Origin of the sequence: Kyrpidia spormannii (genome assembly GCF_002804065.1) — a bacterium.
GTDB lineage: Bacteria > Bacillota > Bacilli > Kyrpidiales > Kyrpidiaceae > Kyrpidia > Kyrpidia spormannii.
Genome location: NZ_CP024955.1, coordinates 3,295,223 through 3,316,465 on the forward strand (window position 1 = coordinate 3,295,223; position 21,243 = coordinate 3,316,465).

Here is a 21,243-nt window from a genome sequence, read left to right on the forward strand (position 1 = left end):
CTCCGGACGATCGACTTACACCGCGGCATCCCGTTCGATTTTCCATGTAAAATATCGGGTTAACAAGGAGACGGCAATGTCGATGGCCCGTTCATCGGGGTTCATGCCGGCGCTGTGCAGCCCCTCGGGGCTGTCGACGCCGAGCCAAAACATAAATCCGGGAATCGTTTCGAGAAAATACCCGAAATCTTCGCCCGTCATGGCGGGCTCGCAGGGTATGACCTTCACCCCGCCTTCCCGAGCGGCCCAATCCATGAACTCCCGGGCCAAATCCGGCGTGTTGTACACCTGCTGGTAGTTCGCTCCGTAGTCGATGGTCGCCCGACAGGAGAACCCCTCTTCAATGCCCCGGACCAGCGCCTCAATCCGCTCTTTCATCTGGGAGAGGGACTCTGTGGAAAGCGCCCGGATCGTCCCCTCCAGGCGCGCCCGCTCGGCGATGATGTTCTGCTTCGTCCCGGCCTCCATCCTCCCGATGGTCACGACCCCCGCATCCAGAGGGTTGAGGTTCCGGGCCACCACGGTCTGCAGTTGAACGAGCAGATGGGCTGCCGCCACCGCCATATCCTTTGCCCGGTGGGGAAAGGCCGCGTGGCCGCCCTGGCCGATGAGGTCGATAAACAGCTCAGAGGTGCCCGCGAACAGCGTCCCTTCCCGGAGAGCGATAGTCCCCACGGGATACTCCGGCGCCACGTGAAGGGCGATGATCCAGTCGGGCTTCCACCGCGAAAACTCCGGACTTTCCCGCATAGGCAGGGCACCTCCCGGCCCCTCTTCGGCAGGTTGGAACACCACCACCAGATCATCCCGCACAGGGTGGTGTACGAAGTGTTCCACCACTCCCAACGCCACGGTCATGTGGACATCGTGGCCGCAGGCGTGCATATAACCGGGACGCACAGAACGAAAGGCTAGGCCCGTGGCCTCCTCCACCGGAAGCCCGTCCATGTCCGCCCGGTAGCCAACCACCCGCCTGGGAGCCGTGCCTTTGATCCGCACCAACACCCCGGTGCGCCACGTCTTCACTTCGATTCGGGAGGCGGGCAGCCGGGCGAGAACATCGAGGATATAGCGCTGGGTTTCAAACTCCTGAAATCCGGGCTCGGGAATGCGGTGCAGATCCCGGCGGATCGCCTGCAGGTCGAGAGCCCCCGGGGTCACAGTTGCCGCAGCTCCTGCTTGATCTCCGTTTTCGCCCGGGTTTGTTCGTCGATCCGCTTGATGACCCGGGCCGGAGTCCCCGCCACCACCGTGTAGGGCGGAACGTCTTCGATCACCACCGCGCCGGCCGCCACCACCGCGCCCCGGCCCACCCGGATCCCCTCCAGAATCACGGCGTTCGCCCCGACCACTACATCATCCTCCACCACCACGGGCTTGGCGGATGGAGGTTCCACCACCCCGGCGATGACGGCACCGGCGCCGATGTGGCAGTTCTTTCCGATGATCCCTCGACCGCCCACCACGGCGTTCATGTCGATCATCGTACCCTCCCCGATGACCGCCCCAATGTTGATCACCGCGCCCATCATGATCACCGCCCGCTCCCCGATCTCCACCCGCTCCCGGATGATAGCTCCGGGCTCGATCCGCGCCTGGAGCCCCTTTGTGTCGAGGAGGGGAATCGCGGAATTCCGCCGATCACTTTCCACCACCCAATCGGTGATGCGTTCCCTGTGGGCAGCCAGCACTTCCCGAAGCTCGTCCCATTCGCCGAACACCACACCGACATCTCCGGAGATAAACGCTTTGGCCCCCGGCCCGAAATCGATTCCATCCAGCCGTCCTTTCAGGTAAATCTTGACTGGCGTCCGCTTTTTACTGTTCTGGATAAACGCGATGATTTCTTTCGCGTCCATGTCCGCTCACTCTCCTTTACCGTCCGGCTGCTCCGTTCGCGGGGCGGACCCCGCCCGCATAACCCCAAGCCAAATAAGGAGGATGCCGACCAGTTCACTGATCGGGAGGAGGGCCGGGTACCCGGTCTTGGCCGCCGACCCCGCGGCACTGAGGATAATTGCCCCGAAAGCGATTAAAAGCCCCGAAGGTTGCCGGGTCTCCCACCAAGACCACAGGGGGCCGACAATCAGGATCACTCCCCCCACCATGGACAAAAGCAAAGGATACCATGCCCGGACCAACCCCGGCATCGCCTCCCCGCCGATGGCCGTTCCCGCCCCGCGGAATCTGGTCATATCCAGGGGGCCTAAGCTGATGAGCTGCACCAAAAAGACCAGGGACACCACGACCACATACGCGGTGAAGGTCCACTGGGCCCATCCCCGGCGGCCCCTTCCCAGCAAATCCACCTCGCCCGCCGCCATAGTCGCCACCAGCACCAAAGCCGCGTAGTAGTAAATTTTATAAATCGCAGAAGTCCATCCCCAAACCAAGGCGTACCCTTCTCCGAAGGCCGCCACGGTGTAGAGAAGGAACGAGGCCGCCCACCAAAAATGGTGGGCTCCGCCCCGCTTCGCCCACCGTTTGATCATCGAACCGGCAAGGCCCAGCGACACCACCGCCGCCGCCCACGCCACCCATGCGGTGATCGACAACACCGCCGCCTCCTTTGTGCTGGATCCCGTTTCTTTTGTCGGCGCGAACCCGTACCTAAGGCGGAGGCCGCCCCGCCTCGCGGCCGGGGCGAGGAGAGGGGAGTCGGCCGGGACTCAGGGAGTGGGGCGGTTCCCCCAGTCCGCGAGGAATCGCTCGATGCCGAGGTCGGTCAACGGATGTTTGACCATCCGCTCCAGCACGGTAAAGGGGACCGTGGCAATGTGAGCCCCGGCCAGGGCGGCTTGGGTCACATGCACGGGATGCCGAATGCTGGCGGCGATGATCTGCGCATCCAGGCCGTGAAGTCGGAAAATCTCCGCCACTTCGCGGATAAGGGCGATTCCGTCGTACCCGATATCGTCCAGCCGGCCCACGAAAGGACTCACGTAGGACGCCCCGGCACGGGCGGCCAGAAGGGCCTGGTTGGTGGAGAAAACCAGCGTCACATTCGTCCGAATCCCTTCTTGGGCAAAGGCGTAGGCCGCTTTCAAACCTTCCGCGGTCATCGGCACCTTGATGACGATGTTCGGGGCCACAGCCGCTAGCTTCCGCCCTTCCTCCAGCATACCCTCGGCATCCAGGGAGAGAACCTCCGCACTGATCGGGCCGGTCACCATCCCGGCGATTTCAACCAGGGTTTCGACAAAATCCCGGCCTTCTTTTGCGATGAGGCTGGGATTGGTGGTCACCCCGGACACCGCCCCCCAGGCGCTGACCCGGCGGATCTCTTCGACATTCGCACTGTCGATAAACAGCTGCACCCGAATCCCCCCTCGATAATGGGCGGCACCGCATCGCCCCGGCGATTACGCTTTGCCGTTACTTCCGAACAGGCGAATCTTCGCCTTGACCGTGTCCTTAATGGCTTGGCGGGCGGGCCCCAGGTACTTGCGCGGATCGTAGACTTCCCGGTCCGCGGCGAAAATCTCCCGAACTTTGGCCGTAAAGGCTTCTTGGTTCTCGGTGTTCACGTTGATCTTGGCGACCCCGAGGCTGATCGCTTTCCGAATATCCTCGTCGGGAATCCCAGAACCTCCATGGAGGACAAGGGGCAGTTTGCACAGGTCCCGAACGGCGGCCAAACGGTCAAAATCCAGCTGGGGCTTGCCTTTGTACCGGCCATGAGCCGATCCGATGGCCGGCGCCAAGGCGTCAATTCCTGTCTCCTCCACCAGCCGCTTGGCTTCCTCGGGGCGCACCAAACTCGCTTCCCGCTCGTCGACGGTGAGCTCGTCTTCTGTTCCACCGATCCGCCCCAACTCCCCTTCCACCGACACTCCCAACACTTTACAGGCGTCCACGACCTGCTTGGTCAGGCGAATATTCTCCTCCAAAGGATGATGAGAACCATCAATCATGATGGAGGACCATCCCCGGCGCAAACACTTGAGTACCCACTCGTAGGAACTGCCGTGGTCGAGGTGAAGCACCACCGGAACCGTGGCATTGCGGGCAGCCGTCAAAGCGATGGCCGCCGTGTAGTCGATGCCCATGTACTTGATGGCCCCTTCACTGGTTCCCAAGATCACCGGAGACCGTTCCTCTTCGGCGGCCTCCATAATCGCCTGGGTGAACTCCAGGTTGTTGATGTTGAACTGGCCCACCGCGTACCCGTTGCGAAACGCGTCGTCCAGCACTTCTTTCAATGTGGCCAGCGGCACCGAACATCCCTCCAATGTAAAATATCGTCCAATCCATCGGCAGCCATGCCCGTTCCCTGCCATTATATCACGGGAATTTTTCACCTGTCGCGCCACGGCGAGCCCCGGCGCCGACGTATGTAGGGACGACCTTCAGCTCAACTGATCCCTGATCACCTGCCGGAGTACTTCGATGTCGAAGGGTTTGGTGAAATGCGCCACCACCCCCAACTCATCCGCCTCTCTCACCAGATCGAGTTCGCCGTACGCTGTCATCATGATAACCTTCACCGCGGGGTCGATGTCGCGGATGTGGCGCAGGATCTCCAGTCCATCCATCCCCGGAATCTTCATATCGAGGATGATCAGATCCGGCCGCTCATCTTGAACAATCTGCAAAGCCCCTGGTCCATTCGCCGCTTGATAAATGCTGTAGCCATCTTGTTCCAATAATTCCTTCAACAGTACTCGGATCCCGAATTGGTCGTCCACAACTAAAATTTTCTTTGAAGACACGGCCTTTCCCCCTTTCGACATCTCCCTCCTCGTCAATATTTCGCTTCTCAACTGTAAAATCCTCCATGACACGATTCGACATCACATCTCCTTTTTCGACAATCGTGGTTGGACGAAAACCGGTTCCAATTAATTGTCCGAATAAAATATCCCCCTCCCGTTTTGGGAAGGGGATAGGGGTTCGGCAAGCTCAAACCCCGGTGGCCGTGGAGGAAGCCCGCCGTTCCTGCCGGTACTCCATCGCCGCCCGGATAAATTCTCGAAAAAGAGGTTGAGGCCGGTTTGGCCGCGATGTGAATTCCGGATGAAACTGGGTTGCGACAAACCACGGGTGATCTTTCAACTCAATGACCTCCACCAGACGCCCGTCCGGCGAAGTGCCCGCCACCACCAATCCCGCGTCGGCCAAAGCATCCCGGAAGGCATTGTTGAATTCGTACCGGTGGCGGTGGCGTTCAAAGACCACCGACTCGCCGTAGGCCGCGTGGGTTTTGGTTCCGACCTTGAGATGGCACGGATAAGCGCCCAGGCGCATCGTGCCGCCCTTGTCGGTCAAACCTTTTTGTTCCGGCAACAGGTCGATGACCGGGTGGCCGGTGGATTCGTCAATCTCTGTGGTGTGCGCATCCTCCCAGCCGAGCACGTTTCGGGCATATTCCACCACCGCCAGTTGCATCCCCAAACAGATGCCGAGGTAAGGAATGCGATTCACCCGGGCATACTCTACGGCGGCAATCTTTCCTTCAATTCCCCGATCGCCGAACCCTCCGGGTACGAGTACCCCGTCAACACCTTCGAGGAGCTCGGCGACATTGTCCGGAGTGACCTCCTCCGCCGAAATCCACCGGATGTCCACGGTGAGATCATTGGCGTACCCGCCGTGGGCAAGGGCTTCCGCCACGCTGATATACGCATCTCGAAGGCTGACGTACTTCCCCACCAGCGCAATGTTGACCCGTCCCCTGAGATTTTTCACCCGTTTGACGAGATCGATCCATTCCCCCATCTCCGCCGGAGGCGCGTCCAATTTCAGGTGCCGGACCGTAATCTCGTCCAGGCCTTCCTCCTGAAGCATCAGGGGGACGTCATAGAGGACCACTGCATCCCGTGCTTCAATCACAGCATCTACGTCCACATCGCAGAATAACGCGATTTTCCGCCGAAGCTCTTGGGAGAGCGGATACTCGGTTCTGCAGACGATCACATTGGGGCTAATGCCGATGCTTCGCAGTTCCTTTACACTGTGCTGGGTAGGTTTGGTTTTGAGTTCTCCCGAGGGGCGCAGATAAGGGATCAAGGTGACATGAATATACATAACGTTGTCCCGGCCAACATCGCTGCGGATCTGTCGAATGGCTTCAAGAAAGGGCAAGCTTTCGATGTCCCCCACCGTGCCCCCGATCTCCGTGATCACCACGTCCGCCCCGGTGTCCCGCCCGGCCTGGAACACCCGTTCCTTGATCTCGTTGGTGATGTGGGGGATGACCTGAACCGTTCCCCCTAAATAATCGCCCCGGCGTTCTTTTTGGATGACCGACCAGTAAACTCGGCCGGCGGTCACATTGTTGTTTTGCGATAAACTGATGTCAATAAATCGTTCATAATGGCCCAGGTCTAAATCGGTTTCCGCCCCGTCGTCGGTGACGAACACCTCCCCGTGCTGATACGGGCTCATGGTCCCGGGATCCACATTGATGTAAGGGTCAAACTTCTGAATGGTCACTTGGAGTCCCCGGTTTTTTAGCAATCTCCCCAGGGAGGCGGCGGTGATCCCCTTGCCGAGAGACGACACGACGCCGCCAGTGACAAAGATATATTTGGTCATTCTTCATCCTCCCAGGCCGCACGGCACAGAGAAAAAGCCTGATTTGCATCAGGCGTCGTCTCAACCGTTTCCCATACTTTACGTATGGTATCCTCTCGCCCCCGCAGCGTCAAGTGAAATCGGGCGAAATTCAATAATCATCCTCACTGTCTTCAAAGTCCAAGTCATCACTGTCGTCGATCTCGTCGTCATCGGGTTCCAAATCATCCAGTTCCTCGAAGTCGTCCACATCTTCCTCGTCCACGACCTCATCTTCGGATTCCTCATCCTCGACTTCGTCGATCTCCACCAGTTCGAGATCTTCGTCCTCTTCTTCCTCGTCGTCCACGACCGCGGCCGCCTTCTTGCCAAGGCTGCGGTCTGCGGTCTTATCGGTGGGATACCAGCGTTTTAATCCCCAAACGTTGCCGCCCAAGTGGATAAACCGCCCGTCCACGTTGATATCCGTGAACAAGCGGGCAATGACCTCATCCAGCTCCTCGTCGGAGAGGCCCTTCAATTGCGCCACGTCGGCCAACAAGTCGCGGTAGTGAGCCGGTGTGCCCCCTTCCCGCAGAACTTCGTACGCCAAGTCGACAAACGACGCTTCTTCCAGACGTTCGGGATCCCACCCCGCCACGGCTTCCCCCGCCATCGGCGATCCCCCTTTCCCATCGGAACTCTTGTAACCGAATTCGACGACTGGAACGGTTCACTGCATACAGAAGGGAATTATAACACACCGCCCTCCGCCTTGCCAGCGGAAAAGTCCACGGAATGAAGTATCTCGTCCACCACGTCCTCGAGGCCCCGCCTTCCGTTTGCCACTTCTTCCAAAACCCTTTCCCAATCCGGCCGCGCCGCTTTCCATTGTAGGAAAGCCCCCTGAACTCGGGCTAACACCTGGTCCCACACGGCGTCTTCCACGCGCCGCAACCGCCGTTTTCGGCCTTCCCCGCTCTCTTCCAAGTAGGTCCGGTGGCGAAGGATTTGTTCCCACAGGTCCTCCACCCCCCGGCCTTCCGATGCCGAAGCAGCGAGCACCGGGGGCCGCCACCCCCGGCGATGGGCGAGGTCCACCATGTAGCGAATGAGGCGGACCGTCCGATCGGCCCCGGGGAGGTCGGCCTTATTGACTACGAAAATGTCGGCAATCTCCATGATCCCCGCCTTGAGCATCTGGACCTGGTCCCCCCCCGCCGGGCCCAGAGCGAGAATGACCGTGTCCACCGCATGAACCACGTCCAGTTCCGACTGCCCGACCCCCACGGTCTCGGCGATGACCACATCGTAACCGGCAGCATCGAGAAGATCCAGTACATCTTTCGTTGATCGGGCCAATCCCCCGAGGCGGCCCCGGGTGCCCATGCTTCGGATAAAAACCCCCGGATCCAAGGCATGATCCACCATTCGAACCCGATCTCCCAGCAGTGCCCCTCCTGTAAACGGACTGGTGGGATCCACCGCCACCACCCCGACCCGATGACCCAACCCCCGCAACAACCGGATCAAGCGGTCGGTCAGTGAACTTTTCCCCACCCCCGGGGGCCCCGTCAAACCGATTCTGTACGCTCCCCCGGCCACCGGGCGGAGGGCGTTCAGAAGCGCCGCGGCCTCGGGAGCCTCATCCTCCACCCACGTGATCGCCCGGGCGATGGCCCGGGAATCCCCGGACCTTATCCGTTCAACCCATCGCTCCACACTTTGCGGCACCTTGGACACCCCTCGCCCCGGACTCAATCCCGCAACAGTTCCCTGGCCACTACCATGCGCTGAACCTCGTTGGTCCCCTCGTAGATCTGAGTGATCTTCGCATCCCGCATAAACCGTTCCACGGGGTATTCGCGAATATACCCATACCCGCCGAAGATCTGGACCGCCTCGGTGGTCACGTACATGGCCGTATCGGACGCGTACATCTTCGCCATCGCCGAGGCCTTGCCGTAGGGCAGCCCCCGATCCTCCAGCCAGGCCGCCTGATAGGTCAGCAGCCGCGCCGCCTCCACCCGGGTGGCCATATCGGCCAGCTTAAACTGAATCGCCTGAAACTGTCCGATGGACTTGCCGAACTGCTCGCGTTCTTTCGCATGAGCGACGGCGGCCTCCAAGGCACCTTGAGCAATCCCCACCGCCTGGGCGGCGATTCCGTTTCTCCCACCATCCAGGGTCATCATGGCGATCTTGAATCCGAACCCTTCTTCGCCCAGCCGGTTCTCCGCCGGGACGATGCAATTCTCGAACACCAACTCCATCGTTGGAGAGGACCTTAAGCCCATTTTCTTTTCTTTTTTGCCAAAATGAAACCCGGGCATCCCTTTTTCTAGGATAAATGCCGAAATTCCCCGGTGGCGCTTTTCCCGGTCGGTGGTGGCAAATACCACGTAAATATCCGCTTCCCCGCCGTTGGTGATGAAAATTTTGCTCCCGTTCAGTACGTAGTGGTCTCCTTCGCGGACGGCGGTGGTCCGCAAATTGGCCGCATCGGTGCCCGCTCCGGGTTCGGTCAACCCATAGGCCCCGATCTTCGTCCCTTCAGCCAGGGGGCGCAGATACTTCCGCTTTTGCTCCTCCGTCCCAAAGCGATAGATGGGCCACGAAGCCAAACTGGTGTGCGCCGAGATGGTCACCCCGGCCGACGCATCTACCCGAGATAGCTCCTCAACGGTAATCACGTAGGTCAACATGTCGAGACCGGCGCCGCCGTACTCCTCCGGCCAGGGGATACCCGCCAATCCCAACTCCGCCATCTTGTCAAAAATTCCTCGATCAAAGCTCTCCTGTTCATCCCGTTCCGCCGCCCCAGGTGCCACCACTTCCTCAGCAAAGGCCCGGACTGCTTCCCTCATCTGTTCTTGTTCCTTGGTCAGAACAAACTCCATCTCTCCATCCCCCTTGCGATCATTGCGCCGACCCGAGCACGTGTTTGGCCACGACCATGCGCTGGATCTGGTTCGTCCCCTCGTAGATCTGGGTCACTTTCGCATCCCGCATGTAGCGCTCCACGGCGTAATCTTTGATATAGCCGTACCCTCCGTGAAGTTGCACCGCGTCGACAGTCACACGCATCGCCGTATCCGAAGCGTACAATTTCGCCATCGCCGCTTCTTTGGCGCAGGGCAGTCCCTTGGCCCGCATGGTCGCCGCCCGGTATACCATTAGCCGCGCCGCTTCGATCTCTGCAGCCCGGTCCGCGAGGATAAATTGCACCCCCTGAAAATCCCCGATTCTCCGGCCGAATTGTTGTCTCTCCTTGACATAGGCCCGGGCGAGTTCCAAGGCTCCTTCTGCAATACCCAGAGCTTGCGCGGCAATGCCGATCCGCCCGCCGTCCAACAACGACATGGCTACGCGATACCCCTCCCCTTCACCGCCGAGGCGAGCACTGTCGGGAACCCGACAATCTTCAAAGATGAGTTCCGTGGTCGCTGACCCATTCAGTCCCATCTTGCGCTCTTTTTTACCGATAATCAATCCCTGATTGTCCGCTTCGACCAAAAATGCGGTGATCCCCCGCCGCCCGGCTTCGGGGTTGAGATTCGCAAAGACGAGGTACAGATCGGCCTCGCCGCCATTGGTGATAAATACTTTTCGTCCGTCAATCCGATACCCTCCCGGTTCTCGACGGGCCCGGGTTTGAAGAGAGGCGGCGTCTGAACCCGCCTGGGGCTCGGTCAAGGCGAAAGCGCCGAGAAGCCGCCCTGAGGCCAACCCCCGGAGGTATTTATCTTTCTGGTCCTCTGAGCCGTGGTATAACACGGACAGGGCCCCCAAAGAGGTGTGCACCGCCAGGATGACGGCAACCGCCGCGGATACTTTTGCCACCTCCTCGATGGCCAGCACGTAGGAGACAAAATCCGCCCCCACGCCTCCCCATTCTTCCGGGATCGGAATCCCGAGAAAGCCAAGATCTGCCATCTTCTGGATGATATCCCGGGGAAACCGGTCTTCTTCGTCGATTTGCGGGGCCCTGGGGCGAATCACCTCTTCGGCAAACCGCCGAACGGCGTCCCGGATTTCCCGCTGTTCCTCGGTCAGTAAAAGGTTCATGCCCGATCCCCCTCTCTCTGTAGGTCACATTTTCCGATTCATTTGAATCCTGACTGAACGCTCGTTCACTTTGCCGGTGCAATCGGTTTTTGCGGCCTTCCCGCAGCTGGTTCCCTACCCTAACAGTCGGAAAAAGGGCGCCCCGGTCCGGGTCCCGGTGGCCCGGAGGTCCCCAGGGTCAGCGGTACCGCCCCGCCGAACCCCGAGGGCCCTCAAGGTCTGACCGGATCGCATCCCGTTTCAATTTACTGATCGTATCGATAGAATCCCCGGCCGCTCTTCTTTCCCAGCCACCCGGCGTTGACATATTTTCGCAACAGGGGGCATGGCCGGTACTTCGGATCCCCGAGACCTTCATGAAGGACTTCCAGGATGGCTAAACATGTATCCAGGCCGATAAAGTCTGCGAGCTGCAGGGGCCCCATCGGGTGGTTGGCCCCGAGTTTCATGACCGTATCCACATCCTCGGGGGCCGCTACCCCTTCATATACGCAGTAGATCGCCTCGTTGATCATGGGAAGGAGGATACGGTTCGCGACAAAGCCGGGGTAATCGTTCACTTCCACAGGAACTTTCCCCATCTGCTCAGCAAGCTCTTTCACCGCGGCAAAGACATCATCCCGGGTGGCGAGTCCCCGGATGACCTCCACCAGTTTCATCACCGGGACGGGGTTCATAAAATGCATCCCGATCACTTGTTCGGGCCGCTTTGTGACGGCGGCGAGCTCGGTAATCGGCAGGGAAGACGTGTTCGAGGCGAGAATCGCCCCAGGTGGGCACAGCCGGTCGAGGGTTTCAAAGATGCCCTTTTTGATCGTGAGGTTTTCCGTCGCCGCCTCCACGACGATGTCCACCTGAGCCCCGTCCTCCAGCCGGACGACGGGGTGAATCCGATCCAGGACCCCCTGGTGCTGATCCGCCGTCATGCGCCCCTTTTCCACCTGGCGATCCAAGTTGGCGCGAATCCGCCCGACCCCTTTTTCCACCAGGGCTTCAGAAATATCCTGCAGCCAGACTTCGAGTCCCGACTGGGCTGCCACTTGGGCGATTCCGCTGCCCATCTGCCCGGCTCCAACCACCAGCATTCGCCCGATATTCGCCATGAATCCCATTACTCCTTTCTCAAACCTCGATCAGAATGGCGTCTCCTTGGGCCGCCCCGCTGCAGATCGCGGCAATGCCAAGGCCCCCACCCCTGCGCCGAAGTTCATAAATGAGGGTCATGAGAATCCGCGCCCCACTGGCTCCGATGGGATGCCCGAGGGCCACGGCGCCGCCATTGACATTGACCTTTTCTTCCAGGGCTTCCGGGGACATCTCCAAAAGCTTGGCGCTTGTCAACACCACCGCCGCAAAAGCCTCATTGAGTTCGAACAGCCGGATGTCCTCCAAGCGCCGCCCGGTTTTTTTCAGCAACTTCTGGATTGCCAGCGCCGGGGTGGTGGCAATGTACGCCGCTTCCGCCCCGACTTCAGCGTGGCCATGGATCACGGCGAGCACTTCTTTGCCTTCCGACCGGGCTGTCTCCTCGTCCATCAAAACCAGAGCTCCGGCCCCGTCGTTCACCCCCGGGGCATTGCCCGCCGTCACCGTCCCGTCCTTGGTGAAGACCGGCGGCAGAGCCGCCAGTTGTTCCAGGCTGGTGTTTCTCCGGGGCGCTTCATCCTGTTCCACCCGGCGGACACTCCGCTTCTCCTGAACCTCCACAGGTACGATCTCCTCGCCCAGCCGGCCGGCGTCCATGGCAGCCACCGCCCGGCGGTGGCTGCGCAGCGCCCAGCGATCCTGGTCTTCCCGGGAGATCCCGTACTCACCGGCCACTCGGCTGCCCAGGGCCGCCATGTGCACGTCGTGAAAGGCGCACCAGAGTCCATCGTACATCATGAGATCCACCATCCGGCCGTGACCCATGCGCAACCCTTCCCGGGCTCCGAAAACGGCATAAGGAGCCTGGGACATGCTCTCCATCCCTCCGGCCACCACGGTGCGGGCGTCCCCGGCCCGGATGATCTGGTCCCCGAGGGTCACCGCCCGGAGTCCCGAAGCGCACACTTTATTGATCGTCTCCGTCGGGAGGTCCCAAGGAAGTCCCGCCAGCCGGGCCGCCTGTCGGGACGGGATCTGGCCCGCCCCGCCCTGAAGCACCATCCCCATGATTAGTTCGTCCACCTCATCCGGGCCCACCCCTGCCCGGTCCATCGCCCCGCGAATCGCCGTGGCGCCGAGCTCCACCGCTTTTTTCGCCGCCAGTGCCCCGCCGAGCTTGCCAAAGGGCGTCCGAGCCGCCCCCACCACCGCTGTTCGCCGTGCCACCCGCCATCCTCCCTCTCCGAAACGCAAACGGACCCGGGCAGGCCTTGACGTGCGCCCGCCCGGGAACCCCCGCGCGTTCTTAAGATTTACCGTTGACCGACTGGTCCAGCATCTCCACCACATCGAAGGTTTTCATTTCGTCGGCGACGCCCTTAGCTTTGGTCCCGTCTTCCATCATAATCAGGCAGTACGGGCAAGCGGACGCAATGGCCTGGGCGCCGGTTTCCATCGCCTGTTCGGTGCGCATGACATTGATGCGGTTTCCATGTTTCTCTTCTTTCCACATGCCGCCGCCCCCGCCGCCGCAGCACATGCCCCGCTCCCGGCTGCGCTCCATCTCTACGAGATGGACGCCGGGGATCGATTCGAGGATAAACCTCGGGGCGTCGTACTCGCCGTTGTACCGCCCCAGGTAGCAGGAGTCGTGGTAGGTCACGTCCATGTCCAGCTCTTTTTCCGGCTTGAGCTTTCCTTCCCGAACGAGGTCCGCCAGGAGTTGGGTGTGATGGATCACCGGCACCTCAAGGCCGAATTCCGGGTACTCGTTCTTCAAGGTGTTGAAGCAATGAGGATCTGCCGTGATGATCTTTTTGAACTTATAGTTCTTCAGAGATTCCACGTTCTGCTCGGCCATCTGTTGGAAGAGAAACTCGTTGCCGAGCCGCCGGGCCGATTCGCCGCAACATTCTTCGGCGCTGCCGAGGATGGCAAAATCCACCCCGGCTTTCTGCAGGAGACCCACCAGGGTCCGGGCCACCTTGTTGTTTCGGTCGTCGTAAGAGGCGGCACACCCTGCATAGTACAGGTATTCCACCTCTTCCCCTTCTTCAAGGACTCGCACGTCGAGACCTTCCGCCCAATCCCCCCGGCTGGAGCGGCTGCGCCCCCAAGGGTTCCCTTGGCGCTCGAGGTTGTTCAGGGCCCGGCTGACCTCCGGTTCCATTTTACCTTCTGTGAGCACCAGATACCGACGCAGGTCGATGATTTTATCGACGTGCTCGTTGAAGACCGGGCAGGCTTCCTCACAAGCCCGGCAGGTGGTACAAGCCCAGATCTCGTCCTCGGTGTACACGTCCCCGATTAGAGACGGAATCTCGGTGGCCACCGCCACTTCGGCGTCCCCCGCCCCGGCCCCGGCTGCAGCCATCTGCCGCTGGGCCAAAAGGGTGTCCCCGACCTGCACAAGATGATCCCTCATCTTGAGAATCAGATATTTTGGCGACAAGGGTTTGCCGCTGAGCGTAGCCGGGCAATTGACGTGACACCGGCCGCACTCGGTACAAGCGTACCCGTCGAGGAGCTGCTTCCACGTGAACTGGTCCACCCGGCCGACCCCGAACTCCTCCACCGACTCGTCCTCCAGGTCGAGGGTCTTCAACTTGCCCGGCGAGCGGAGTTTGCGAAAATAGACATTAAACGGCGCCGCGATCATATGGAGGTGCTTGGACCGGGGAATATACACGAGAAACCCGAGCAAGGTCAGAATGTGCACCCAGACGAAGACCTCGTGGAATCCCCGCAACACACCCGGCGACCCGCCGGCAAATACGGTCCCAAGCCACGTGGCGATGGGAATCGCCGCACTCGGAGCCTCTTCATGGAGGGCGATCTGAAGGCCGCTCACCAGCAGATCCGAGATCACCAATATCGTGATGAGTCCGAGAATCACCCCGGCCTCAATGGAAATGTCGAGGCGCATGGGCTGCAATACGTACCGGCGATAGAAAGCCACGCCGATGGCCGCCAGCACCAATAAGGAGAACAGTTCGTGCAAAAACGCAAACCAAGACCATTCCCCATAGGGCAAGTGCACGCCAAAGTACTGATAGGCGATAAAATCCAAGGTGCCAAAGGAAAGGATGATAAATCCCCAGAAAATCACAAAATGCCCCAGCCCCGCCGGTTCGGCGATCACCTTCCCCTGGGCGAGGACGTACTTCAGAAAACTCTTGATGCGTTCTCCCGTGTTATCCGTCCGGTCCTCCTCGGCGCCCAAACGAAGATACCGATAGCGCTTCGAGAAAGCCGTCCAAAAGAGGTACACGGAGGTCACGAGGAGCGCCAGAAAGATCACGATGCGCAGGACCGCTAACGCTGCCACATCTCAACCCCCCTATAATCAACGGCCTGTAACGACCGTTCGTTTTCTTCCCTTCAACACTTTGCCTGGTTAAAATGAATGATTCACCATTCATTTTAACCGTCCCCTCACTTTTGGGCAATGGGTTGTCTTGGAACAAGCCAGAAAAAACCGAGGTGTCGGTCCCGGCCCGATGTGCGGAAACAGTTCGGCAATTCACGCACATGGCCCTGCTCCCGCTCAGCGAGAAGATCCCCGGCGGCGGGTCTTCGGCGCCCCCTGAGCGGAACCTCCCACGCCCCGGGATGACCCTCCCGCCTCCCGACGCGGGTTCGATCCGGGACCCGGTGGCGACCCGGAGGAAGCCGGCTTTTTCCCCGACGGTCCTTCTTCGGTCAATACCCGGATGCGCTGCCGGAGCCGCCCGCCGATCTGCCCGCACACCTTGGACGGAAATCCTCCCCAGTAGCCATCCACCGGAGGTTTCACCCCGAGTTCCCGGGCCAACTCCCACTTCATCCGCTCCATCATTTGCCGCCGCCGAAGCTCGTCCGGGTCGCGTGATGGATCCACCCCGATCCCTCCTTCACATCTGTTCCGGCGCCGCCACGCCCAGAAGATCGAGCCCCACCCGGAGAGTCCATTGAACGCCACGCACCAGCGCCAGCCGGGCCACCTCGATCTCCGGCGCCTCGCCGAGGACCCGGCAGCTCGTATAAAAACTGTGGAATCTCTTTGCCAGTTCCTCCAGGTAGTGCACAATATGGTGGGGCGCATAAGCCGCAGCGGCGCCTTCCACCTCGGCGGGAAAGTTGCCCAGCCATTTGAGGAGATCCACCTCCGGCTCCCTGCGCAACACCTGAAGGTTCGCCGATTCCGCCGCCTGGTCCACATCCGGGTACCCCCGTTCGGAGGCTTGGCGCAAGATCGAACAGATTCGGGCGTGGGCGTACTGGACATAATACACCGGATTCTCGTTCGATTGGGACACCGCTAAATCGAGGTCAAAGTCGATGTGGCTGTCATTGCTGCGGCGCAGGAGAAAATACCGGGCCGCATCCACCCCCACTTCGTCCATGAGTTCCGCCATCGTCACCGCGTTTCCCGTCCGCTTGGACATGCGCACCTGTTCCCCGTTGCGGTAGAGGGCCACCAATTGGCACAGCCGCACCACCAGCCGTTCCGGATCCCCGCCCAGGGCGGCCACCGCCGCCTTCATCCGACCGACATAGCCGTGGTGATCCTGTCCCCAGACGTCGATCAACCGGTCAAATCCCCTTTCCAATTTGTCCCGGTGGTACGCGATATCCGGTGTCAAATACGTATAGGACCCGTCCGATTTGATCAAAACCCGGTCTTTGTCGTCCCCGAAGGCTGCGGAACGGAACCACAGAGCCCCATCCGCCTCGTACACCCACCCCCGGCGCCGGAGCTCTTCGACAGTTTCCTCCACCGCACCCGATTCGTAAAGCGAACGTTCGCTAAACCAGCGGTCAAAGCGCACCCGGAATCGGGCCAAATCATCCCGAATCTGCTGCAACATCGCTTCGAGGCCCTTTTGTTTCAGCGCCTCATATCGCTTCTCCTCCGACATCTTGGCGTATCGATCGCCCTCCTCCCGAACCAGCCGTTCGGCCAGCTCCACCACGTCCCGGCCATAATACCCATCTTCCGGCATGGGCACGTCCCGCCCCAATGCTTGAAAATACCGGGCCTCCAGGGATTTGGCGAGATTGTGCACCTGATTTCCCGCATCGTTAATGTAATATTCCCGCTGGACCTCGTATCCGTCCCATTCGAGAATTCGGCAGAGGGCGTCGCCGTAGGCTGCTCCCCGGGCGTGGCCGATGTGCAGCCGGCCGGTGGGGTTGGCGCTGACAAACTCCACCTGCACCCGGCTCCCCCGGGGTACGGCCCTGCGGCCGTAGGCGCCCTTCTCCTTTAGCACCTCCCGCAAGATGTCGTCCAAATACCCGGTGTCCAGGTAAAAATTCAAAAATCCCGGCCCGGCCACCTCCACCCGCTCTACCCCGGCAGCCCGACAGTCCAGGGTTTCGGCCAATTGCTGGGCCAACGCCCTCGGTGGCTGCCGCACCTCCTTGGCGAGCTGCATGGCCGTATTCGAAGAATAGTCGCCGTGACGCTTGTCCCGGGGCACCTCAAGATGCACCAGGTCCGCCTCTACGGAGAGACCGCAGCGACCGGCGGCGGCGGCCAACTCCCGGCGCAGTTTCTCTTGCACGTTGTGTAGGGTCGACATGTCGCAAACTCCTTTCCTTCCTCCCGGCCGCCGACAGTTCTCAGCGGGTCGCCGGAACCACCGTGAGAAGAACCTCTCGAATCACTTTGGCCGCCAGGATCTGGGTCTGCTCCGTCGGATCCAGGGGCGGGGAGACCTCGACCAAGTCGAAGCCCACCACCTTCAACCCAGCTAGATAGTGGATCGCTCTCAGCAATTCAGACGAAGAGATCCCTCCGGGCTCCGCGGTGCCCGTCCCTGGAGCAAAAGCCGGGTCGACGACATCAATGTCCACGGTGACGTAGATCGGCCGGTCCACCCATTGCTCCCGGGCTTCGGTCAAACCCGGGAGCACTTCGAACGGATAAAAATGGGTATGGTTTCTGGCAAACTCGAATTCTTCTCTCGGGCCCGACCGAATCCCGAACTGCCACACCCGCTCCCCGCCCAGCCGTTCCACCGCCCTGCGCATCACCGAAGCGTGAGAAAAGCGTTGTCCCTCGTACTCCTCCCGGAGATCCCCATGGGCGTCCAGTTGAACGAGCACGAGATCGGGATATCGATCGGCCGCCGCTTGAATGGCGCCCCAGCTAACCAGGTGTTCCCCGCCGAGCCCCACAGCGATCTTCTCATCCGCCAGGATCCGCCCCACCGTTTCGCGAATTCTCTCCAGGCTCTGGGCGGCATTGCCAAATGGGAGGGGAATGTCTCCGGCATCGTAGTAAAGGATCTCTCCTAAATCGCGGTTCAGATAAGGAGAGTACTCTTCCAGCCCGACGGACACCTCCCGAATCCGCCGGGGTCCCAGTCTCGCCCCGGGTCGGAAGGACACGGTCCAGTCCATGGGCATGCCGTAGATAACCGCCCTGGCCTCGGTGTAGTCCGGGCTCGCCCCCAGAAACGCCTCTCCGCTGAATGCCGGGTCAAAGCGGATCGCTTTCATCGGGCAAGCAGCTCCTCGACAAAGCGAGGCAGGGCAAAAGACGCCCCGTGAACCTCCGGGGTGTAGTACCGGGTTTCGATGGCCGTTTCGTCTTGCCCTTCCGCCTGCAGGGGATCAGGCCCCTTTGATCCCAATGTAAAACTCCACATCCCCGTGGGATAGGTGGGCACCGGCGCCAGATAAAGCCGCGTCACCGGATAGATCGAAGCAATATCCCGCCAGACCCGGGAAATCAGGGCCGCGTTGAAAAGCGGGGACTCCGTCTGGGCCACAAACACCCCTCCGGGCCGAAGCGCCTCATAGATTCCCTCGTAAAATTCCCGGGCAAACAACCCTTCCGCCGGCCCAATGGGTTCTGTGGAATCCACGAGAATCACGTCGTAGGTGTCCTTGTTGGCCTTGACGTGGGCGATCCCATCCCCCACCTCGATCTCCACCCGGGGATCGGCGAACCCTCGAGAAAGTGCCGGAAAATATTCTTTGGATACGGCAATAACCCGCTCGTCAATTTCCGCCAGCACAGCCCTCTCCACCCGGGGATGTTTCACCACCTCGCGAATCGTACCCCCATCTCCCCCGCCGATCACCAACACTTGCTTCGGATCGGGGTGGGTAAACAGCGGTACATGGGCGATCATTTCATGGTAGATAAATTCATCCCGGTCGGTGCACATCACCATGCCATCCAATACCAGCATTCTTCCGTATTCCACCGTCTCAAGCACATCGATTCGCTGATACGGAGTCCGCTCGGTATGCAAAGTCCTGGACACCTTGGCGGTAATCCCGAAGTTTTCCGTTTGTTTTTCGGTAAACCAGAGCTCCATGGGACACGTCCTTTCCGGGGCACCCCCCGCTGACCCTTGTTAGACGTAGGTATTATACCAGAACACAGGCGCGGACAACGCATTCTCCCCCGCCGAGGCCAGGTTCTGAATGATGGGACGGTAATGACAGTTTGCACCGGCGATACGGCGCCCATACTGGGAATATGGAAAGGCGGGGAGGCGTTGTGAATCGTTTATCCGATCTTCCTGTTCCCTCGAATTCTTCCGCGCCGTCCCCGGGGTCCCTGCCTCCCCTGGGGCGGCCTGGCCGCAATCCGATCAGACGAACGTGGAGAATATGGTTGGCCGCGGCCGTCATGGGAATCGGCCTGGCCGGCTTGGCGGTGCTTTACCTGCGTTTCGCACCCCTGCCCCCGGGCGGGGATACGCGCCCGACGGTGGTCTACGGGGCGGACGGATCGGTTATCGCACAGTTGTACGGCGGGACGGACCAACGAGACTATGTGCCCTTAACCCGCATTCCCACGGCGATGAAAGAAGCGGTCATCGCCTCGGAAGACGCCCAGTTCTATCAACACGGAGGCCTCAACTGGCGGGGTATCCTCCGGGCGCTTTGGGTCGACATCCGGGAAGGGGCGACCGTCCAAGGCGGTTCCACCATCACCCAACAGTTGGTCAAGAACCTGTATCTTACCCAGGACCGCACGTGGACCCGAAAGATCCACGAAGCCATCCTGGCCCTGCAGTTTGAGATGCACGCCTCCAAGGATGAGATCCTGGAACGCTACCTCAATTCCATCTATTTTGGTCACGGCGCCACGGGGGTGGGGGAGGCTTCTTTGACGTATTTTGGCAAGCCCGTGGGGTCCCTGGATCTGGCCCAGTGTGCCCTGTTGGCGGGGCTGCCCCGGGGACCGAGTGTGTACGATCCGATCCAGCATTTTCAAGCGGCGAAAGAACGGCAAAAGCAGGTACTGGACGCGATGGTGCGGGCGGGGATGATCAGTCAGGCGGAGGCGGACCGGGCTTGGCGAGAACCCCTTGCGTTGGCCCGGCAGCCCGCCCCGGACCGGCCTGCGCCGTATTTTCTGGATGATGTCAGCCGGGAGCTCAGCTCTGGGTACGATGTGCCGGAATCGGCCTTGGCCAAAGGGGGGCTCTCCATCTACGCCACACTGGACCCGAAGCTTCAGCGCCTGGCGGAGGAAGCTGTAGCCCGGGCGATTCCAAAGGGAAGTGGCCTTCAAGCCGCCTTCGTGGCATTGGATCCCCACACCGGGGACGTCAAGGCCTGGGTGGGAGGAACAGATTATAGAACCAGCTCCTATGACCGAGTACTCGCCCGGAGGCAGCCGGGCTCGTCCTTTAAGCCCATTTTGTATCTCACGGCTCTGCATCGGGGGATGACCCCCACCACGTCCTTTGTCAGCGAACCGACGACGGTCACCTACGGACATGGGCAAACCTACGAGGTACACAACTATGCCAATCATTATTTATATCGCCCGGTGGCGATGAGAGAGGCCATCGCCCGGTCGGACAATGTGTACGCCGTAGACACCATCATGAAAGTGGGCCCCCAAGCCGTGGTGGAGATGGCCCGGCAACTCGGCATCACCGAGCCTTTGAAGCCCTATCCATCCTTGGCGCTCGGCACACTCCCGGTGTCTCCCCTGGACTTGGCCCGGGCGTACGCGGCGATTGCCAACGGAGGAGTGCAGGTGACGCCCCGGATGGTTCGGGAAGTGCTGGATTCCCAAGGCCGGGTTCTGGAGGTGATCGATCCGAAGACCACCCCGGTCACCGATCCCCAGCGGACGTTCATTCTGACGGATCTCATGAAAAGCGTATTCGGGCCGGAGGGAACCGGGGCGCGGGTGGCCCGGGAACTGGAGGGCCGGCCCCTGGCGGCAAAAACCGGATCCACGGATACCGACGCCTGGATGGCGGGATTCTCTCCGAATCTGGTGGCAGTGGCCTGGGTGGGGTACGACAAGGACCGGCTCCTTTCCCCCGCGGAATCGACCCTGGCTTCCCAAATCTGGGCGGATTTTATGAGCAAAGCTGTGGCGCCGGGAACCCCGGATTTTCCGGTTCCCCCCGGGTTGGTCCGGGCGGCGGTGGATCCCCTGTCCGGTGAGTTGGCCACCGAAAACTGCCCCAGGGTGGAGTGGGATTATTTTGTAAAAGGGACAGAGCCCATGGAGGTGTGCTCTTTGCACGGAAGTCCACCTCACCCACCAGGGTCCCAAGGGGAAACGAGAACGCCCTTTGATCACTTGTGGGATTGGTTTCAGGGCCGCTCCCGCCGGTGATT

Annotated in this window: 19 protein-coding genes; 1 reads left to right on the plus strand and 18 read right to left on the minus strand. The window is 60.7% G+C overall.

The window, feature by feature from the left end:
* Nucleotides 1-15: 15 nt before the first annotated feature.
* The 18 genes from CVV65_RS16165 to speE all read right to left on the minus strand — a co-directional run bounded on the left by CVV65_RS16165 (nucleotide 16) and on the right by speE (nucleotide 18,965).
* Nucleotides 16-1,161 carry an N-acetyldiaminopimelate deacetylase gene (locus CVV65_RS16165; RefSeq protein WP_100669015.1) on the minus strand — a complete coding sequence of 382 codons (1,146 nt, stop codon included), beginning with the start codon at nucleotides 1,159-1,161 and terminating at the stop codon, nucleotides 16-18.
* Nucleotides 1,158-1,859, minus strand: coding sequence for a 2,3,4,5-tetrahydropyridine-2,6-dicarboxylate N-acetyltransferase (dapD, locus tag CVV65_RS16170; protein WP_100669016.1), 702 nt, complete (start codon nucleotides 1,857-1,859; stop codon nucleotides 1,158-1,160). Before dapD ends, CVV65_RS16165 begins: the two co-directional genes overlap by 4 nt.
* A 6-nt stretch (nucleotides 1,860-1,865) precedes the next feature.
* Nucleotides 1,866-2,555: a hypothetical protein gene (locus tag CVV65_RS16175; RefSeq protein ID WP_133121342.1), complete on the minus strand. Its 690-nt coding sequence runs from the start codon at nucleotides 2,553-2,555 to the stop codon at nucleotides 1,866-1,868.
* Nucleotides 2,556-2,669: 114 nt separating this feature from the next.
* Nucleotides 2,670-3,317: a fructose-6-phosphate aldolase gene (gene fsa / locus CVV65_RS16180; RefSeq protein WP_100669018.1), complete on the minus strand. Its 648-nt coding sequence runs from the start codon at nucleotides 3,315-3,317 to the stop codon at nucleotides 2,670-2,672.
* Between the two features lie 45 nt (nucleotides 3,318-3,362).
* Entirely contained in the window at nucleotides 3,363-4,217 is an 855-nt protein-coding gene (locus tag CVV65_RS16185) for a class II fructose-1,6-bisphosphate aldolase (RefSeq protein WP_100669019.1), read from the minus strand.
* Between the two features lie 132 nt (nucleotides 4,218-4,349).
* Entirely contained in the window at nucleotides 4,350-4,733 is a 384-nt protein-coding gene (locus CVV65_RS16190; protein ID WP_100669020.1) for a response regulator, read from the minus strand.
* A gap of 169 nt (nucleotides 4,734-4,902) precedes the next feature.
* Complete coding sequence (locus tag CVV65_RS16195) at nucleotides 4,903-6,537, minus strand: CTP synthase (protein ID WP_100669021.1); 1,635 nt, start codon at nucleotides 6,535-6,537, stop codon at nucleotides 4,903-4,905.
* 130 nt (nucleotides 6,538-6,667) lie between these two features.
* A complete protein-coding gene (rpoE, locus tag CVV65_RS16200) occupies nucleotides 6,668-7,171 on the minus strand; it encodes a DNA-directed RNA polymerase subunit delta (protein WP_100669022.1) in 504 nt (167 codons plus the stop codon).
* A 77-nt stretch (nucleotides 7,172-7,248) separates the two neighbouring features.
* Nucleotides 7,249-8,229 (minus strand): methylmalonyl Co-A mutase-associated GTPase MeaB, encoded by a 981-nt coding sequence (gene meaB / locus CVV65_RS16205; RefSeq protein WP_100669023.1) that lies wholly within the window; start codon nucleotides 8,227-8,229, stop codon nucleotides 7,249-7,251.
* 23 nt (nucleotides 8,230-8,252) lie between these two features.
* A complete protein-coding gene (locus CVV65_RS16210; RefSeq protein ID WP_100669024.1) occupies nucleotides 8,253-9,395 on the minus strand; it encodes an acyl-CoA dehydrogenase in 1,143 nt (380 codons plus the stop codon).
* A gap of 19 nt (nucleotides 9,396-9,414) precedes the next feature.
* The gene (locus tag CVV65_RS16215) at nucleotides 9,415-10,563 is read right to left on the minus strand and encodes an acyl-CoA dehydrogenase (RefSeq protein ID WP_100669025.1); all 1,149 of its coding nucleotides are present in this window, start codon (nucleotides 10,561-10,563) and stop codon (nucleotides 9,415-9,417) included.
* Between the two features lie 245 nt (nucleotides 10,564-10,808).
* Entirely contained in the window at nucleotides 10,809-11,666 is an 858-nt protein-coding gene (locus tag CVV65_RS16220; RefSeq protein ID WP_100669026.1) for a 3-hydroxybutyryl-CoA dehydrogenase, read from the minus strand.
* 19 nt (nucleotides 11,667-11,685) lie between these two features.
* Entirely contained in the window at nucleotides 11,686-12,876 is a 1,191-nt protein-coding gene (locus tag CVV65_RS16225; RefSeq protein WP_100669027.1) for an acetyl-CoA C-acetyltransferase, read from the minus strand.
* 79 nt (nucleotides 12,877-12,955) lie between these two features.
* Complete coding sequence (locus CVV65_RS16230) at nucleotides 12,956-14,977, minus strand: heterodisulfide reductase-related iron-sulfur binding cluster (RefSeq protein ID WP_100669028.1); 2,022 nt, start codon at nucleotides 14,975-14,977, stop codon at nucleotides 12,956-12,958.
* Between the two features lie 219 nt (nucleotides 14,978-15,196).
* On the minus strand, nucleotides 15,197-15,529 hold the full coding sequence (locus tag CVV65_RS16235; protein ID WP_100669029.1) for an alpha/beta-type small acid-soluble spore protein: 333 nt from the start codon (nucleotides 15,527-15,529) through the stop codon (nucleotides 15,197-15,199).
* A 13-nt stretch (nucleotides 15,530-15,542) separates the two neighbouring features.
* Nucleotides 15,543-17,216 carry an arginine--tRNA ligase gene (gene argS / locus CVV65_RS16240; RefSeq protein ID WP_100669030.1) on the minus strand — a complete coding sequence of 558 codons (1,674 nt, stop codon included), beginning with the start codon at nucleotides 17,214-17,216 and terminating at the stop codon, nucleotides 15,543-15,545.
* Between the two features lie 40 nt (nucleotides 17,217-17,256).
* Nucleotides 17,257-18,138, minus strand: coding sequence for an agmatinase (gene speB / locus CVV65_RS16245; protein ID WP_197945654.1), 882 nt, complete (start codon nucleotides 18,136-18,138; stop codon nucleotides 17,257-17,259).
* Nucleotides 18,135-18,965 carry a polyamine aminopropyltransferase gene (speE, locus tag CVV65_RS16250; protein ID WP_100669031.1) on the minus strand — a complete coding sequence of 277 codons (831 nt, stop codon included), beginning with the start codon at nucleotides 18,963-18,965 and terminating at the stop codon, nucleotides 18,135-18,137. Before speE ends, speB begins: the two co-directional genes overlap by 4 nt.
* A 302-nt stretch (nucleotides 18,966-19,267) precedes the next feature.
* Between speE and CVV65_RS16255 the strand changes: the two genes are divergently transcribed.
* Nucleotides 19,268-21,241, plus strand: a complete 1,974-nt coding sequence (locus tag CVV65_RS16255) for a transglycosylase domain-containing protein (RefSeq protein WP_232796660.1) — start codon at nucleotides 19,268-19,270, stop codon at nucleotides 21,239-21,241.
* The last annotated feature ends 2 nt before the right edge of the window (nucleotides 21,242-21,243 follow it).

Coding starts and splice junctions, on each gene's coding strand:
- CVV65_RS16195 (WP_100669021.1), bottom strand. CDS start 6,537: ATGACCAAATATATCTTTGTCACTGGCGGCGTCGTGTCGTCTCTCGGC.
- dapD (WP_100669016.1), bottom strand. CDS start 1,859: ATGGACGCGAAAGAAATCATCGCGTTTATCCAGAACAGTAAAAAGCGG.
- speB (WP_197945654.1), bottom strand. CDS start 18,138: ATGAAAGCGATCCGCTTTGACCCGGCATTCAGCGGAGAGGCGTTTCTG.
- CVV65_RS16190 (WP_100669020.1), bottom strand. CDS start 4,733: ATGTCGAAAGGGGGAAAGGCCGTGTCTTCAAAGAAAATTTTAGTTGTG.
- CVV65_RS16220 (WP_100669026.1), bottom strand. CDS start 11,666: ATGGCGAATATCGGGCGAATGCTGGTGGTTGGAGCCGGGCAGATGGGC.
- speE (WP_100669031.1), bottom strand. CDS start 18,965: ATGGAGCTCTGGTTTACCGAAAAACAAACGGAAAACTTCGGGATTACC.
- argS (WP_100669030.1), bottom strand. CDS start 17,216: ATGTCGACCCTACACAACGTGCAAGAGAAACTGCGCCGGGAGTTGGCC.
- CVV65_RS16215 (WP_100669025.1), bottom strand. CDS start 10,563: ATGAACCTTTTACTGACCGAGGAACAGCGGGAAATCCGGGACGCCGTT.
- CVV65_RS16210 (WP_100669024.1), bottom strand. CDS start 9,395: ATGGAGTTTGTTCTGACCAAGGAACAAGAACAGATGAGGGAAGCAGTC.
- rpoE (WP_100669022.1), bottom strand. CDS start 7,171: ATGGCGGGGGAAGCCGTGGCGGGGTGGGATCCCGAACGTCTGGAAGAA.